Below are 14,558 nucleotides of genomic sequence, written 5' to 3'. Positions count from 1 at the left end.
CGCCGCAGGTGAGAAGACAATATCCGAAGAAGTCTCGCTCCTCGCAGGCTTCAGCCGAACGCCTCCGCCAGATAGGCCCGCGCGAAGCCCGGCATCCGGGCGGGATCGATGTCGGCGGGCCCGCGCAGGATGCGAAGGGAGGCGAGTTCCGGCTCGTCCTCGGCCTGCCGGTGGGCCTCGGCCCGCGCGCGGATCGCCTCGGCGGGGTCGGGGAAGCGCACCGGGCGCAGGAAGGCGAGCTGCCCCTCCCCTTCGAGGAAGATCCAGTCTCCGGCCGCGCCACCGGGCAGGAGCAATCCGGTCTCCTCGATAAATTCCCGCTCGGCGCTGCCCGCGAGATCGACGACGGTACCGCGCACGTCGTCCCGGTCCGGCGTGCCGCAGGGGAAGTAGAGCTGCCCGGCATTGGCGGTGTGGACGCCCATCTCGCCGACCAGCACCGCTCCGTCCGCCCCCCAGGGCACGATGGCCGCGAAGGCGTTGGCGACGCCGCCGCCGAATTCGCCCCCGTCGCGATAGGCGATGAACTGCGAGTAGCGCGCCTCGAACAGATCGACCCGGGCGATCCCGTCGCGGACCTCGCACGCGCAGGCCAGGAGGACGATGCCGTCGAACATCGCCGGTCGCGCGCGCGGCGGCGTTCCCAATGGGCGGCGATCGCCGCCTCGTTGTCCCGCGCCCAGGGCCAGTCGTAGGGCACGAGGCGGGCCTCGAGGCCCGTGAGGCGCGCGGTGTGGAAGCCCTCAGACACGTAAGGCGCCTTCCGACACCAAGACCGCCGCGCCACCGATTTCCACCGAGCGCAGGGCACCGAATTCGATATCGATCTGCAGGGCGATGGTGCTCGGGCGGCCCATCGCCTGTCCCTGGGCGATGGCGACGTCGTGGGTACCCTCGCCCAGAGCCTCGAACTGCATCAGCACCCCGGCGAAGGCTGCCGCCGCCGAGCCGGTGGCGGGATCCTCCGCGATCCCCATCGCGGGGGCGAACATCCGGGTGCGGAAGGACAGGCCCGTTCCCTCCGGGTCGGGGGCATAGAGGTAGAGCCCGTCGCCCGCCTCCGGCGCGTCGGCGGGGCGCGCCGCGTCGAGGCGCGCGGCCGAAGCAATCGGCACGCAGGTGAAGCGCGGCCCCGTCCCGTGCCGGCTCGGGCGGTGGCGGCCGAAGCCGATCTCCTCCGGCTCCAACCCGAGCAGGGGCGCGAGAACCTCCGGTTCCGGCCCCGGCCCGAGATACTCGGGCAGGGCGGGCAGCTTGAACCGGGCGCGCCCGCCCGAGCCGTCGGGCAGGGTCTCAACGACACAGGGCACGATGCCGACCCCCTCCTCCAGGCCGAAGGCGCGGGCATCGGCCGCGGACGGATCCCGGAGGGCGAGCAGCACGGCGGTCCCGACCGTGGGATGACCGGCGAAGGGCAGCTCCCGGGCGGGGGTGAAGATCCGCAGCCGCGCCCGGTGGCGGGGCTCGTCCGGCGGGAACACGAACACCGTCTCCGACAGGTTGAACTCCCTCGCGATGGACTGCATCGCCGCCCCGTCGAGCCCATCGGAATCGAGGACCACCGCCAGGGGATTTCCGGCGAGCGGCTGCGTGGTGAACACGTCGAGGGTGGCGAAGCGGCGCGTCATGGCATCACCTCTGTCGGGTGGGGAGGGCTGGGGTCAGACCGCCTCGGCAGGGAAGACCTCGGAGGGCGCGACGAACTCGTCCTGAGCCGCGACGGTCAGGATCTCCCGCGAACCCGCCTCGGCGGTGCGCCGCAGCAGGCCGTAGACGGAGGCCGCCGCTTGCTCCAGCGCGGCGGCGGCCGAGCGGGTGCGGGCGTAGTGGACGAGGAAGAGGGCGGCGATGCAATCGCCCGCGCCGTTGATCGCGAGGTCGAGGCGCGGGGTTCGCACCCGGAACAGCCGCCCGCCCTCCCCGGCCAGCAGGTCGATGCGCCCCTCCGGTGTCTCGGCGATGGCCGCCGAGGTCACGAGCACCACCCGCGGCCCCCGCGCCTGAAGGGCGGCGATGGCGGCCTTCGCCTCGGCCAGGGTGCGGGTCGGCAGGCCGGTGAGGAGGTTCAGTTCGAACAGGTTGGGGGTGAGGATGTCGGCGGCGGGCACGGCCCGCTCGCGCATGAACTCCGTGATGCCGGGGCGGACATAGACGCCCTCCTCCGTGTCGCCGAGCACCGGATCGCAGCAATAGAGCGCATCGCGGTTCTCGGCCCGCACGGCGGCAACCGCCTCCAGGATCGCCTCGCCGATCGCGGCCGAACCCATATAGCCCGACAGCACCGCGTCGCAGCGGGCGAGCGCCCCGCGCTCGGCCACGCCCTTCACCACCTCGCGCACGCTGTCGGCGGCGAAGACCTCGCCGCGCCACGCGCCGTAGCCGGTGTGGTTGGAGAACTGCACGGTGTGGACCGGCCACACCTCGACCCCGAGCCGCTGCATCGGGAACACCGCCGAGGCATTGCCGACATGGCCGTAGGCGACGTGGGACTGGATGGAGAGGACGTTCACGCTCAGGGGCTCCTCGACCGGTCGTGGTTAGCTCGTTCCTCCGTCCTTCGCATCCCCGGTGTCACGCATGCCGGACTTGCCGGGGTGCCATGCGCGCAACAGATGGGGCTGGCACAGGAGAGTTTTCCCGCCCCATGGACATCGAAGCCCTCAAGGACTCGACAATGGCCTTCGTGGAGACCCACAGGGCTTGGACGCCGCTGATCGCGGGGGTTCTCGCCTTCTGCGAGTCGATCGCCGTGCTTTCGATCTTCGTGCCCGCGACGGTGATCCTCGTGGCGATCGGCGCGCTGGTCGGCGGGGCGGGGCTCGAATTCTGGCCGGTGGTGGCCGGCGCGGCCGTGGGCGCCGCCCTGGGGGATTGGGTGTCCTACGAGTTCGGCCATTGGCTCGGGCCGGGCGCCAAGGAGAAATGGCCGCTCAACCGCTACCCCGAGATGACCGCCAAGGCCGAGGGATTCATCCAACGCTGGGGCATCGCCGCCGTGGCGCTTGGGCGCTTCTTCGGCCCGGCGCGGGCGCTGGTACCGCTGCTCGCCGGGGTGCTCGGCATGAGCCGCCTGCCCTTCCAGCTCGCCAACGTCGCCTCGGCGGCGGTTTGGGCCTTCGTGCTGCTCGCGCCCGGTGCGGGGCTGCTCACGTGGTTCGACAAGTGAGGCGCGTGGTGGCGCGCCGCAGGTGACGCCACCGGCCCGAGCCATCAGGATGTCCCGATTCGGCACGATACCGATTCGGATATGACAGCCACCGCCACGCCCGAGCCCGCCCTCGTCCTCCCCCCGGACCGGCGCCAATCCCCCACTGCCTTGCGCATCCAGCGCGGGGTCCGGAGGCTGTTCTCCGAGATGGGTTGCGTGACCCTGCCGGAATTCTCCCTGGTGAACGGGCGCCGGGCCGACGTCATCGCCCTGTGCGGGGCGGGGCGGCTCACCATCGTCGAGATCAAGTCGAGCGTGGCGGATTTCCGGGCCGACCGGAAATGGCCCGATTACCGCGATTTCTGCGATCGCTTCTTCTTTGCGATCCCCGACGACGTGCCCGAAAGCCTGATCCCGGAGGAATGCGGTCTGATCGTCGCCGATGCCTACGGCGCCGGGATCCTGCGCGAGGCGCCGGAGCACGCCCTCAGCGGCGCGCGCCGCAAGGCGGTGACGCTCCGCTTCGCCCATAGCGCCGCCCGGCTGCTGCACGCCCTGGCCGATCCCGGCGCGATCCGCGAAGGGGCGCTGTAGGGCGTCCTTCGGGGGCCGCTTTCGGCTTGCCCCGTGGACCCGTTGCGGTCCACAGCTTGAGCATGACACCCGTCGCGCTGTTCGAACTGGTGCTCGCGCTGCTGGCTGCGGCGCTGGTCCTGTCCCTCATCGCAGGCCGCCTGGGCCTGCCCCCGGCCGTGGCCCTGGTGATCGGCGGCATGGCGCTGGCCTTCGCACCGGGCCTGCCTGCCTTCGACCTCGACCCGGACCTGATCATGGTCCTGTTCCTGCCCCCGCTCCTGCTCGAATCGGCCTACTTCACCGTCTGGCGCGATTTCCGCGCGGCGATCGGGCCGATCCTGTCGCTTTCGCTCGGGGCGGTGCTGTTCACGACGCTGGTCGTGGGCCTCGTGGCGCATGGAGTCGCGCCCGGCCTGCCCTGGGCGGCCTGCTTCGCGCTGGGCGCCATCGTCTCCCCGCCCGATGCCGTCTCGGCCAAGGCGGTGTTGAGCCGGGTGAGCCTGCCGCGCAAGACCGTCACCGTGCTCGAAGGCGAAAGCCTCGTGAACGACGCGTCCGGCCTCGTCCTCTACCGCTTCGCGGTGGCCGCCGCGCTGACGGGGGCGTTCAGCGCCTGGGGCGCCCTGGGCAGCTTCGCGTGGCTCGCCGTGGCGGGGGTGGCGGTGGGCGTCGCCATCGGCTTCGTCGTCAACAGGGTGATGGCGCGTCTGCACGATGCGAACGCGGCCACGATCGTCACCTTCCTCGTCGCCTATCTCGCCTATCTCGCGGCGGAAGAGATCCACGCCTCCGGCGTCCTCGCCGTGGTGGCCTGCGGGCTGATGCTGGGAGGCCGCGAGCACCTCACCTTCGATGCCCGCACCCGGACCCATGCCATCGCCGTCTGGGCCTTCGTGGTGTTCGTGCTGGAAGCGCTGGTCTTCGTGCTGATCGGGCTGGCGCTCCGCGGCGTGCTCGCCCGCATGGGCGGCAGCGAGGATGCGCTGATCGCGGGCCTGCCCCTGGCGGTCGCGGCGACGGTGACCTGCGTTGCCGCCCGCCTCGCCTGGGTGTTCGCCGCCGTCAACCTGCCACGCCTGCTGCCCCGGCGCTGGCGCGATGCCTCCCCACCCCTTCGCCCGGCCATCCCGCTGGTGATCGACTGGGCGGGAATGCGCGGAGTCGTGACCCTCGCGGCGGCGCTCGCCCTGCCACTGGGCTTCCCCGGTCGCGACCCGATCCTGCTCGCCGCCTTCGCGGTGATCCTGTTCACGGTGCTGGTGCAGGGCACGACCCTGGGTCCGCTGATCCGGCGCCTCGCCCTCGATGCGAAGACGCGCCTGCCTGACGGCCATCTCGATGCGACCATGGCGCGCGTGGCGGTGAACGAGGCGGGACTCGCCTCCCTGGAGACGATGATCGAATCCGAGACCGGTACGCACCGGCATCCGGTCCTCGTGGAGCAGTATCGCCGCCGGGTCCGGGCGACCTCACGGCTGCGCGACGATCGCTCCGTCGCGGAGGTCGAGCGGGACGCTCACATGGCGGCGGCGCTCGGCGCCATCCGGGCCGGGCGCTCGGCCCTCATCGGCCTACACCGCGAGGGGCGCATTCACTGGCTCGGTGCTCAGGACCATCGAGGCCGAACTCGACCTCGAGGAACTGCATCTGCGCCGGCTCGCGGGCGAACCGGCGGGGCATGGTTGAGGATCAACGGGCGGCGCAGCCCTCCGGCGTGCCGTAGCTTCCGTAGACGACACGCACCTTGCGGGCGCAATCGGGCTTGGCCACCGGCGCGATGGGCGCGACCTCCACCGGCTCGACTCGCAGGGTGGCACCAGCCACCGGGTCGTCGGAGGTCGCCAGGGCCCGGCTCGCGCTCATGACGACGGGCGTGGCGGCCATGGCGGACAGGGCGAGGGTGGCGACGAGGGCAAGGTTACGACGGGCGAAAGACTGGGTCGAGAACTTGGTCATGGTCCATGATCCGCAACATTCGGCAGCACATCGGGCGCCGGATAACCCCTGGTTGCATCGATAACTTGGCTGTGGGCTTGGCGGTTCCCTGGCGCCGCAGCGCCTTGACGGGGCGGGCACGCGCCATAGCGCCCTGCCCTTCGGCCGCCCGCCTTGCGTCCCCGGCCCCGCTCTCCTAGACCCCGCTCGATTCAGACAAGCACCGACCGATCATGCCGAGCGCCGCGCCCACTCCGAAAAAATCCTTCCAGGGGCTGATCCTGGCGCTCCAGACCTACTGGGCGGAGAAGGGCTGCGTGATCCTGCAGCCCTACGACATGGAGGTCGGCGCGGGCACGTTCCATCCGGCCACGACCTTGCGCGCGCTCGGGCCGAAGCCGTGGAAGGCGGCCTATGTCCAGCCCTCCCGCCGCCCGAAGGACGGGCGCTACGGCGAGAACCCCAACCGGCTCCAGCACTATTACCAGTTCCAGGTGATCCTGAAGCCGAACCCGCCGAACCTGCAGGAACTCTACCTCGCCTCGCTCGAGGCCATCGGGGTCGACCTGAAGCTCCACGACATCCGCTTCGTGGAGGATGATTGGGAAAGCCCGACGCTGGGCGCCTGGGGACTCGGCTGGGAATGCTGGTGCGACGGGATGGAGGTGAGCCAGTTCACCTACTTCCAGCAGGTCGCAGGCTTCGAATGCGCCCCCGTGGCGGGCGAGCTGACCTACGGTCTGGAACGGCTCGCCATGTACGTTCAGGGCGTCGAGAACGTCTACGATCTCGACTTCAACGGCGCCGAGGGCGAGGACCGCGTCACCTACGGCGACGTGTTCCTTCAGGCCGAGCAGGAATATTCACGGCACAATTTCGAGGCGTCGAACTCGGAGATGCTCTTCCGCCAGTTCGCGGACGCGGAAGCCGCCTGCCGCGCCTATCTCGACGCGGGTGAGCCGAAGGAGGGCGAGCGCCATCGCATCGTCCAGCCCGCCTACGATCAGTGCATCAAGGCGAGCCACGTCTTCAACCTGCTCGACGCGCGGGGGGTGATCTCCGTCACTGAGCGCCAGAGCTACATCTTGCGGGTGCGCGAGCTGGCCAGGCCTGCGGCGCGGCGTGGCTGAAGACGGCAGCGGGCGGAGCCCCTTGAGCCGTCGCGCGTTGCCGCCCCGCCAACCGGCGCGCCCCGGCGCGTCCGCAGACGCGGGAACCATGCCATGAAGAAACAGACCGTCTTCGCCCTCGGCCTCGTCGCATGGGGCCTCGCCCCGGCGCTGGCCGCCGAGGCCGGCCCGGAGGCCGTGGTGAAGAAGCTCTATGCCGAGCCGCACCCGAATCACTCGGCCGTCTACACGAAGCGCCTGCAGGGCCTGTTCGACGCAGATGCGAAGCAGGCCAACGGTGCCACAGGCAACCTCGATTTCGATTACCGCCTCAACGGCGAGCCCCTGAAGCCGGACACGGTGAAGAACCTGACCTTCAAGGAGGCCACCGAGGGCAAGGATCAGGCGAAGGTCACGGTGGAGCGCAAGGGCGGCAACGGCGCCCAGGCGATCGTCTACGACCTCGTGCGTGAGGATGGCGGCTGGCGCGTCTCGGATGCCCATGCCATCGGCGACCGCAAGTGGCAGCTGACAGCGATCCTGAAGGGCGAGGCGCACTGAGGGGCCTCTGAACCCTCGACAGGTGTGCGGCGCGGCGATATGGCCGCGCCATGCCCGACCTCCTGCTCGAACTCCGCTCGGAAGAGATCCCCGCCCGCATGCAGCGGCGCGCGGCCGAGGATCTCCGGAAGCTCGTCACCGACGCCCTCGTCGCGCGTGGCTTCCTCTACGAGGGCGCCAAGGCCTTCGCGACGCCGCGCCGCCTCGCCCTCCACATCGCCGGGCTCCCGGCCCGCGGCGAGGCCGTGCGCGAGGAGCGCCGCGGCCCCCGCGTCGGGGCACCGGACGCCGCCGTCCAGGGCTTCCTGAAGGGCGCCGGGCTCACCAGCCTCGATCAGGCGACCACCATCACCGATCCGAAGAAGGGCGAGTTCTACCTCGCGGTGATCGAGAAGCCCGGCCGCGAGACGCTGGACGTCCTGGCCGAGATCCTGCCCGAGATCATCAAGAGCTTCCCCTGGCCGAAGGCGATGCGCTGGGGCGCGGCCTCGGCCCAGCCGGGATCCTTGCGCTGGGTGCGTCCGCTGCAATCCATCGTCGCGACCTTCGGTCCCGAGACCGAATCGCCCGAGGTGGTACCCTTCGAGATCGGCGGCATCCGCGCGGGCACGACCACCTACGGCCATCGCTTCCTCGCGCCCGGCCCGATCGAGGTGCGCCGCTTCGACGACTACATCCAGGCGCTGGAGAAGGCGAAGGTCATCCTCGACGCCGACCGCCGCAAGGACGTGATCTTGCACGACGCCCGCGACCTCGCCTTCGCGCGCGGCCTCGACCTCGTGGAGGATGACGGCCTGCTGGAGGAGGTGGCGGGGCTGGTCGAATGGCCGGTCGTGCTGCTCGGCTCCTTCGACGAGGCCTTTCTCGACATACCCGCCGAGGCGATCCGTGCCACGATCCGCGCGAACCAGAAGTGCTTCGTGCTGCGGAAATCCGGCTCCGAGGACTTGGCCCCGGCCTTCATCCTCGTCTCGAACCTGATCGCCAGCGACGGCGGCCTCGCCATCACGGCGGGCAACGAGCGGGTGGTGCGGGCGCGGCTCTCCGACGCCAAGTTCTTTTGGGAGACGGACAAGGCGATCAAGCTCGAGGACCGCCTGCCGAAGCTCGACACCATCGTCTTCCACGAGAAGCTCGGGACACAGGGACAGCGCATCGAGCGCATTGCAGCCCTCACCAAGGAACTGGCCCCGCTGGTCGGCGCCGATCCCGCCCTGGCCGAGCAGGCGGCGCGCCTCGCCAAGACCGATCTCGTCACCGAGATGGTCGGAGAGTTCCCCGAGTTGCAGGGCCTGATGGGCGCGAAATACGCCGCCCTCGAAGGCCTGCCGGAGAGCGTCGCCACGGCGATCGAGGATCATTACAAGCCGCTCGGCCCTTCGGACCGGGTGCCGCGCGACCCCGTCGCCATCGCCGTGGCGCTGGCCGACAAGCTCGACACGCTGGTGGGCTTCTGGGCCATCGACGAGAAGCCGACGGGCAGCAAGGATCCTTATGCGCTGCGGCGTGCGGCCTTGGGCGTCGTCCGCTTGATCCTCGACCGGGGCCTGCGCCTGCGCCTGCTCGACCGGTTCGGCGCGGCGGATCGCGGCCTGCGCGAGCGGGCCGGGGCTGATCCGGCGGATCTGCTCGCCTTCTTCGCCGACCGCCTGAAGATCACCCTGCGGGACATGGGTGCCCGGCACGACCTCGTGGACGCGGTCTTCGCCCTGCCCGGCCAGGACGACCTGCTGCTCATCGCCCGCCGGGTCGAGGCGCTCCAGAAGTTCCTGGAGACCGAGGACGGCAAGAACCTGCTCGCGGGCTACAAGCGTGCGGCCAACATCCTCCGCATCGAGGAGAAGAAGGACGGTCGCGCCTTTGACGCCGCCCCCGATTCCGCCCTTGCGGCATCGGGCGAGCCGGCCGAGCGGGCGCTGTCCGAGGCGTTGCAGACTGCCCGCGCCGAGGCATCGAAGGCCGTCGCGGCGGAGGATTTCGCCGGGGCCATGCGGGCGCTCTCGACGCTGCGTGCCCCGGTCGACGCCTTCTTCACGGACGTCACCGTCAATGCGGACGATCCGAAGCTGCGCGAGAACCGGCTGCTGCTGCTCAACGCATTGCGGGCGGCCACGCGGGAAGTCGCGGACTTCTCGAAGATCGAGGGGTGAAACACCCCCCTCTCCCCGCGTGCGGGGAGAGGGGTTGTGCTTCTACCCGTGATCGTGATCGTGCCCGTCTTGCTCCGGTAGGGTGAGCCCGAAATGGCTCACCAGATCCTGCACCTGCGCGGGTGAGAGATGGCGCGGGTTGAGGTTGCGCAGCAGGAGATAGAGCTTGGCCGTCTCCTCCAGTTCCTCCGTCGCGAAGACCGCTGCCTCCAGGCTGTCGCCCGCCACCACCGGACCGTGATTGGCCAGCAGGACGGACGAATAGCGTCCGGCCAAGCCCCGGATCGCGTCGGCCACCGCCGGGTCGCCGGGGCGGAAATAAGGGACGAGCGCCGTTCCCCCGGTGCGCATCAGGTAATAGGGGGTCATCGGCGGCAGGACCGCCTTCGGATCGATCTCCGGCAGCATCGACACGGCGACCGCATGGGTCGAATGCAGGTGCACGATCGCCCGCGCGCTGTCGCGGCTCTCGTAGAGGGCGCTGTGGAGCGGGATCTCCTTGGTCGGCTTGTCGCCGGAGACGAGACGGCCCTCCCCGTCGAGGCGTGAGATCCGGGCCGGGTCGAGGAAGCCGAGCGACGCGTTGGTCGGGGTCACGAGCCAGCCGCCGTCGGGCAGGCGCAAGGAGATGTTGCCCGACGAACCCGGGGTCAGGCCGCGCTCGAATAGCGACCGGCCGTACCGGCAGATCTCTTCGCGCAGGCGGGCTTCTTCGCTCATGCGGTGGCTCCTTCGATCAGCGTGAAGCCGAGATCGATGCGTGTGGGGTCGCGCCCGGTAAGGCAGGCGGCAGCGGCGCGGCCGATCTCGAGGCGCGGCGTGCGCACCGTCGAGAGCGGTTGAGGCATGGCATCGGCGAAGTCGAGGCCGTTGAAGCCGAACAGAGCGATCCGCCCCGGCACGGAGATCCCCGCCGCGAGGCAGGCGAACCAACCGCCCAGCGCCATGTCGTCGTTGGAGAAATACACCGCGTCGAGATCCGGAGCCCTGGCGATCAGCGCCTCGAACCCGGCCCGCCCCGAGGCGGCCGAGGACCGGCCGGGCCTGATCTCCCGCGCGGCGAACGCCAAGCCCGCTTGGGCGAGCGCCGCCTCGAACCCGGCGAGCCGCTTGCCCGCCCGCAGATCCGCCTCGGGATCGTGTCCGCAATAGCCGATCCGCCGGTAGCCGCGGGCGAGGAGGTGCCTTGCGCTCGCCGCGCCCGCCTCCCGGTTCGAGAAGCCGACCACCGTGTCGATCCCCTCCCCGTCCGTATCGATCATTTCCACGACCCGCACGCCCGAGGCACGGGCGAGGGACACCGTTCCGGGATTGTGCTCCAATCCCGTGAGCAACAGGGCCTCCGGCCGCCAGGACAGGAGCGCGGCGACCAAGGCCTCCTCCCGATCGGGATCGTATTCGCTGACGCCGACGACGCTCTGCATCCCCGTGCCGTCGAGCGCCGCCGTGAGCCCGCGCAACAGGTCCGGGAACACGATGTTGGCCAGCGAGGGAATCACCACGCCGACGAGCCCCGTGCCCATCCCGCCCCCGGCGAGATGCCCCGCCAGCCGGTTCGGTACGTAGCCGAGGCGTGCCACCGCCTCCGCGACACGTTCACCCGCGCGCTTCGAATAGGAGCCGTGGTTACGCAGCACCCGCGAGACGGTGCTCTCGCCGACACCCGCCGCCCGGGCGACGTCGGCCAGCGTCACGAGCCGTCCCGGCGGCTGGAATTCGGTCATCCCCTGTCCCGGCTTTTCGCGAACCACCTTCCCCGTCATGGCGACGGAGCGACTCCCTACAACCCGACATAAACGTCTGCATTTTGTTTCACAACCAGAATTGGCAGCGCTGCCAAACGGCGATATAGGACCGTCAACGCCGCCAGCGAGCGGCCGGACCATCCTTCGCATCGCGGGGGAAAGGGAGGAGACAAGCCATGTCCATCCAGGCCGCCGCGGCGCCGGGAAGCGCCGTGAATACCGACAAAAGCTTCATCGACAGGACCTATGCCAAGGTCTTCTGGCGGCTCGTGCCGTTCCTGATGCTTTGCTACGTCGTCGCCTATCTCGACCGGGTGAACGTCGGCTTCGCCAAGCTCCAGATGTCGAAGGAGCTCGGCTTCTCCGAAACCGCCTACGGCCTCGGCGCGGGCATCTTCTTCCTCGGCTACTTCCTGTTCGAGGTGCCCTCGAACGTCATCCTGCACCGGGTGGGCGCGCGGGTCTGGATCGCGCGGATCATGATCACCTGGGGCGTCATCTCCGGCGCGTTCCTGTTCGTGAACTCGGAGGCGACCTTCTACGCGATGCGCTTCCTCCTCGGCATCGCTGAGGCCGGGTTCTATCCGGGCGTGATCCTCTACGTGACGAACTGGTTCCCGTCGCATCGCCGGGCGCGGGTCATCACCGTGTTCATGGCGGCGATCCCGATCTCGGGCGTGTTCGGAAACCCGCTCTCCGGCTGGATCATGGATTCGTTCCACGAGACGCACGGCCTGTCCGGCTGGCAGTGGATGTTCCTGCTCGAAGCCATCCCCGCCGTCATCATCGGCATCGCGGTGTTCTTCTACCTCGACAACCGCCCCTCGGAAGCCAAGTGGCTCGATGCGGCCGAGAAGCAGGTTCTGGAGCGCGACCTCGCCGCTGAGGAGCGGACTAAGTCCGACAGCCCGCACTCCATCGCCACCGTGTTCCGCAACGGCCGCGTGTGGTTCATGAGCCTGATCTACTTCCTGTTCGTGGCCGGTCAGTACGGGCTGACCTTCTGGGTGCCGACCATCGTCAAGGCGTCCGGCATCCAGGGCAACTTCACGATCGGCCTCGTCAGCGCGATCCCGTTCCTCGTGGCGACGGTGACGATGGTCTGTCTCGGCCGCAGCGCCGACCATTTCCGCGAGCGCCGCTGGCACCTGATCATCCCGGCTCTCATCGGCGCGGCGGGCTTCGTGGTCTCGGCCTCGACCGGCGACACGGTGATCGCCATCGCGGCGCTTTCGGTCGCGGCGGGTGGCGTGCTGGCCTGCTCGCCCCTGTTCTGGTCGCTGCCGACCGCCTTCCTCAGCGGCGCAGGCGCCGCTGCGGGCATCGCGCTGATCAACTCGGTGGGCAACCTCGCGGGCTTCGCCGGCCCCTACGCCATCGGCGCGCTCCGCGACGCCACCGGCAGCACGGCGGCGGGCATGTACGTTCTGGCGGTGACCCTGGTGCTCGGCGCGCTCTGCGTGCTGATCGTCCCGGCCCGTCTCGTGAACCGGTAAGGGAGGGGGATCATGACCGAACCGGCACAGAAGGGCCGCGTGGCCCTGATCGGCCTGGGCTCGATGGGCTCAGGCATGGCGGCCTCGCTCCTGCGGGCGGGCTTCTCCGTCGCCGCCTGCGACGTGAACCCGGAGGCGGTCGCCCGCTTCCGTGAGACGGGCGGCGAAGGGGCGGCGAACCCCGCCGAGGCGGCCAAGGGCGCCGCCGTGGTGGTCGCGGTAGTGGTGAACGCCGCCCAGACGGAAGCGGTGCTGTTCGGCGAGAACGGCGCGGCCTCCGTCATGCCGGAGGGAGCGGTGTTCATCTCCTCCGCCACCATGGACCCGGCCATCGCCCGCCGCCTCGCGGCGCGATTGGAAGAAACCGGCCGCCACTATCTCGACGCGCCGATGAGCGGGGGCGCCGTGCGCGCCGCCGAGGGCGGCCTGACCTTCCTGGCCTCGGGCTCGAAGGCGGCCTTCGCGGGGGCGCGCGCTGCCCTCGATGCGATGGCGGGCACCGTCTACGAGCTGGGCGACGAGCCCGGCCAGGGCGCGGCCTTCAAGATGATCAACCAGCTGCTCGCGGGCGTGCACATCGCCGCCGCCTGCGAGGCGATGAGCTTCGCGGCCAAGCAGGGCCTCGACCTCGCCAAGGTCTACGAGGTGATCACGAAGTCGGCGGGCAACTCGTGGATGTTCGAGAACCGCGTGCCGCACATCCTCGACGCGGACTATTCCCCCGCAGCGCGGTCGACATCTTCGTGAAGGATCTCGGCATCGTGCAGGACATGGCGCGGGCGGAGAAGTACCCGGTGCCGGTGGCGGCGGCCGCCCTGCAGATGTTCCTGATGGCCTCCGGCGCCGGAATGGGCCGGGACGACGACGCCTCCGTGGCGCGGCTGTATGCGCAGGTCTCCGGGGCAAAGCTGCCGGAAGCGTAGGCTCGCGCGCCGTCATCGCGAGCGTCAGCGAAGCGACCCAGGGTAGCGGGCCGCTTTAGACCCTGGCGCTGCCCTGGATTGCTTCGCTCCGCTCGCACTGACGGAGGCGGTTGAAAGAGAAGGTCCCACACCCATGCCCCGCTTCGCCGCCAACCTGACCATGATGTTCAACGAGGTGCCGTTCCTCGACCGGTTCGAGGCCGCCGCGCGGGCGGGCTTCGAGGCGGTGGAGTTCCTGTTCCCCTACGAGCATCCGCCGGAGGCCATCGCCGAGCGCCTGCGTGCGAACGGCCTGACCCAGGCGCTGTTCAACATGCCGCCGGGCGACTTCGCGGGGGGCGAGCGAGGGCTCGCCGCCCTCCCCGACCGGTTCGAGGAGGTGAAGGCGGGCGTCGACACGGCGCTGCGCTACGCCGAGGCGACGGGCGTGAAGCGCCTGCACCTGATGGCCGGGCTCGCCGACCCGACCGATTCCAGGGCGAAGGAGGCCTATCGCCGGGCCGTGACCTACGCCGCCGAAAAGCTGGCCCCGGCCGGGCTCGACCTGGTGCTGGAGCCGATCAACGGCCGCAACATGCCGGGCTATTTCCTCAACGATTTCGGGGCGGCGGCCGAGCTGATCCGGGAGCTGTCGCTCCCGAACCTGAAGCTCCAGTTCGACCTCTACCATTGCCAGATCATGCATGGCGACGTCGCGATGCGGCTGCGCGCGCTGATGCCGATGGTCGGCCATGTCCAGACCGCGAGCGTGCCCGACCGGCACGAGCCCGGCACCGGCGAGATGAACGACGCGTTTCTCTTCGCCGAGCTCGACCGGCTCGGCTACGACGGCTTCGTCGGCTGCGAATACATCCCGGCGGGGAACACCGAGGCGGGCCTCGGCTGGTTCGCCCCCTACAGGAAGGGCTGATCCCG

At 70.1% G+C, this 14,558-nt stretch carries 11 protein-coding genes and 3 pseudogenes; 9 read left to right on the top strand and 5 right to left on the bottom strand.

The genetic code is table 11. The annotated features are described in order from the left end of the window. Window positions 1-50: 50 nt before the first annotated feature. The 3 genes and pseudogenes from ACFQE0_RS21490 to pdxY all read right to left on the bottom strand — a co-directional run bounded on the left by ACFQE0_RS21490 (window position 51) and on the right by pdxY (window position 2,510). A pseudogene (locus tag ACFQE0_RS21490) lies at window positions 51-751 on the bottom strand (NUDIX hydrolase). Further along, window positions 744-1,628: a PhzF family phenazine biosynthesis protein gene (locus tag ACFQE0_RS21485; protein ID WP_378973249.1), complete on the bottom strand. Its 885-nt coding sequence runs from the start codon at window positions 1,626-1,628 to the stop codon at window positions 744-746. The pseudogene ACFQE0_RS21490 and the gene ACFQE0_RS21485 overlap by 8 nt, the downstream one beginning before the upstream one ends. A 33-nt stretch (window positions 1,629-1,661) precedes the next feature. Beyond that, window positions 1,662-2,510, bottom strand: coding sequence for a pyridoxal kinase PdxY (pdxY, locus tag ACFQE0_RS21480; RefSeq protein ID WP_378973246.1), 849 nt, complete (start codon window positions 2,508-2,510; stop codon window positions 1,662-1,664). Window positions 2,511-2,644: 134 nt separating this feature from the next. Between pdxY and ACFQE0_RS21475 the strand changes: the two genes are divergently transcribed. From ACFQE0_RS21475 to glyS, 6 genes and pseudogenes are all read left to right on the top strand, one after another. Beyond that, window positions 2,645-3,166, top strand: coding sequence for a DedA family protein (locus ACFQE0_RS21475; protein ID WP_378973244.1), 522 nt, complete (start codon window positions 2,645-2,647; stop codon window positions 3,164-3,166). An 81-nt stretch (window positions 3,167-3,247) separates the two neighbouring features. Beyond that, entirely contained in the window at window positions 3,248-3,742 is a 495-nt protein-coding gene (locus tag ACFQE0_RS21470; protein WP_378973242.1) for an MmcB family DNA repair protein, read from the top strand. A gap of 62 nt (window positions 3,743-3,804) precedes the next feature. After that, complete coding sequence (locus tag ACFQE0_RS21465) at window positions 3,805-5,589, top strand: Na+/H+ antiporter (RefSeq protein WP_378973240.1); 1,785 nt, start codon at window positions 3,805-3,807, stop codon at window positions 5,587-5,589. Window positions 5,590-5,892: 303 nt separating this feature from the next. Continuing rightward, a pseudogene (locus ACFQE0_RS21460) lies at window positions 5,893-6,815 on the top strand (glycine--tRNA ligase subunit alpha). Window positions 6,816-6,882: 67 nt separating this feature from the next. Further along, window positions 6,883-7,329: a hypothetical protein gene (locus ACFQE0_RS21455; RefSeq protein WP_378973238.1), complete on the top strand. Its 447-nt coding sequence runs from the start codon at window positions 6,883-6,885 to the stop codon at window positions 7,327-7,329. A gap of 50 nt (window positions 7,330-7,379) precedes the next feature. Then, on the top strand, window positions 7,380-9,479 hold the full coding sequence (glyS, locus tag ACFQE0_RS21450; protein ID WP_378973235.1) for a glycine--tRNA ligase subunit beta: 2,100 nt from the start codon (window positions 7,380-7,382) through the stop codon (window positions 9,477-9,479). Window positions 9,480-9,521: 42 nt separating this feature from the next. On the opposite strand, the gene otnC is transcribed toward glyS, so the two are convergent. Next, window positions 9,522-10,199 carry a 3-oxo-tetronate 4-phosphate decarboxylase gene (gene otnC / locus ACFQE0_RS21445; RefSeq protein WP_378973233.1) on the bottom strand — a complete coding sequence of 226 codons (678 nt, stop codon included), beginning with the start codon at window positions 10,197-10,199 and terminating at the stop codon, window positions 9,522-9,524. Further along, window positions 10,196-11,203, bottom strand: a complete 1,008-nt coding sequence (locus ACFQE0_RS21440; RefSeq protein ID WP_378973230.1) for a LacI family DNA-binding transcriptional regulator — start codon at window positions 11,201-11,203, stop codon at window positions 10,196-10,198. Before ACFQE0_RS21440 ends, otnC begins: the two co-directional genes overlap by 4 nt. Before the next feature lie 197 nt (window positions 11,204-11,400). Between ACFQE0_RS21440 and ACFQE0_RS21435 the strand changes: the two genes are divergently transcribed. The 3 genes and pseudogenes from ACFQE0_RS21435 (at window position 11,401) to otnI (ending at window position 14,553) form a co-directional block, all read left to right on the top strand. Continuing rightward, complete coding sequence (locus tag ACFQE0_RS21435; protein WP_378973228.1) at window positions 11,401-12,720, top strand: MFS transporter; 1,320 nt, start codon at window positions 11,401-11,403, stop codon at window positions 12,718-12,720. A gap of 12 nt (window positions 12,721-12,732) precedes the next feature. Beyond that, a pseudogene (gene ltnD, locus ACFQE0_RS21430) lies at window positions 12,733-13,643 on the top strand (L-threonate dehydrogenase). 133 nt (window positions 13,644-13,776) lie between these two features. Further along, window positions 13,777-14,553 carry a 2-oxo-tetronate isomerase gene (otnI, locus tag ACFQE0_RS21425; RefSeq protein WP_378973225.1) on the top strand — a complete coding sequence of 259 codons (777 nt, stop codon included), beginning with the start codon at window positions 13,777-13,779 and terminating at the stop codon, window positions 14,551-14,553. Window positions 14,554-14,558: the final 5 nt, after the last annotated feature.

Origin of the sequence: Methylobacterium komagatae, assembly GCF_042661665.1 — a bacterium.
Classification (GTDB): Bacteria; Pseudomonadota; Alphaproteobacteria; order Rhizobiales; family Beijerinckiaceae; genus Methylobacterium; species Methylobacterium komagatae.
The sequence above is the reverse complement of the archived record's forward strand: the minus strand, read 5'-3'. Positions and strand labels throughout refer to the sequence as shown.

Excerpts from the sequence above, each read along its gene's own strand:
- ACFQE0_RS21485 (WP_378973249.1), bottom strand. The coding sequence starts at position 1,628 with ATGACGCGCCGCTTCGCCACCCTCGACGTGTTCACCACGCAGCCGCTC.
- ACFQE0_RS21475 (WP_378973244.1), top strand. The coding sequence starts at position 2,645 with ATGGACATCGAAGCCCTCAAGGACTCGACAATGGCCTTCGTGGAGACC.
- ACFQE0_RS21470 (WP_378973242.1), top strand. The coding sequence starts at position 3,248 with ATGACAGCCACCGCCACGCCCGAGCCCGCCCTCGTCCTCCCCCCGGAC.
- ACFQE0_RS21465 (WP_378973240.1), top strand. The coding sequence starts at position 3,805 with ATGACACCCGTCGCGCTGTTCGAACTGGTGCTCGCGCTGCTGGCTGCG.
- ACFQE0_RS21455 (WP_378973238.1), top strand. The coding sequence starts at position 6,883 with ATGAAGAAACAGACCGTCTTCGCCCTCGGCCTCGTCGCATGGGGCCTC.
- glyS (WP_378973235.1), top strand. The coding sequence starts at position 7,380 with ATGCCCGACCTCCTGCTCGAACTCCGCTCGGAAGAGATCCCCGCCCGC.
- otnC (WP_378973233.1), bottom strand. The coding sequence starts at position 10,199 with ATGAGCGAAGAAGCCCGCCTGCGCGAAGAGATCTGCCGGTACGGCCGG.
- ACFQE0_RS21440 (WP_378973230.1), bottom strand. The coding sequence starts at position 11,203 with ATGACCGAATTCCAGCCGCCGGGACGGCTCGTGACGCTGGCCGACGTC.
- ACFQE0_RS21435 (WP_378973228.1), top strand. The coding sequence starts at position 11,401 with ATGTCCATCCAGGCCGCCGCGGCGCCGGGAAGCGCCGTGAATACCGAC.
- otnI (WP_378973225.1), top strand. The coding sequence starts at position 13,777 with ATGCCCCGCTTCGCCGCCAACCTGACCATGATGTTCAACGAGGTGCCG.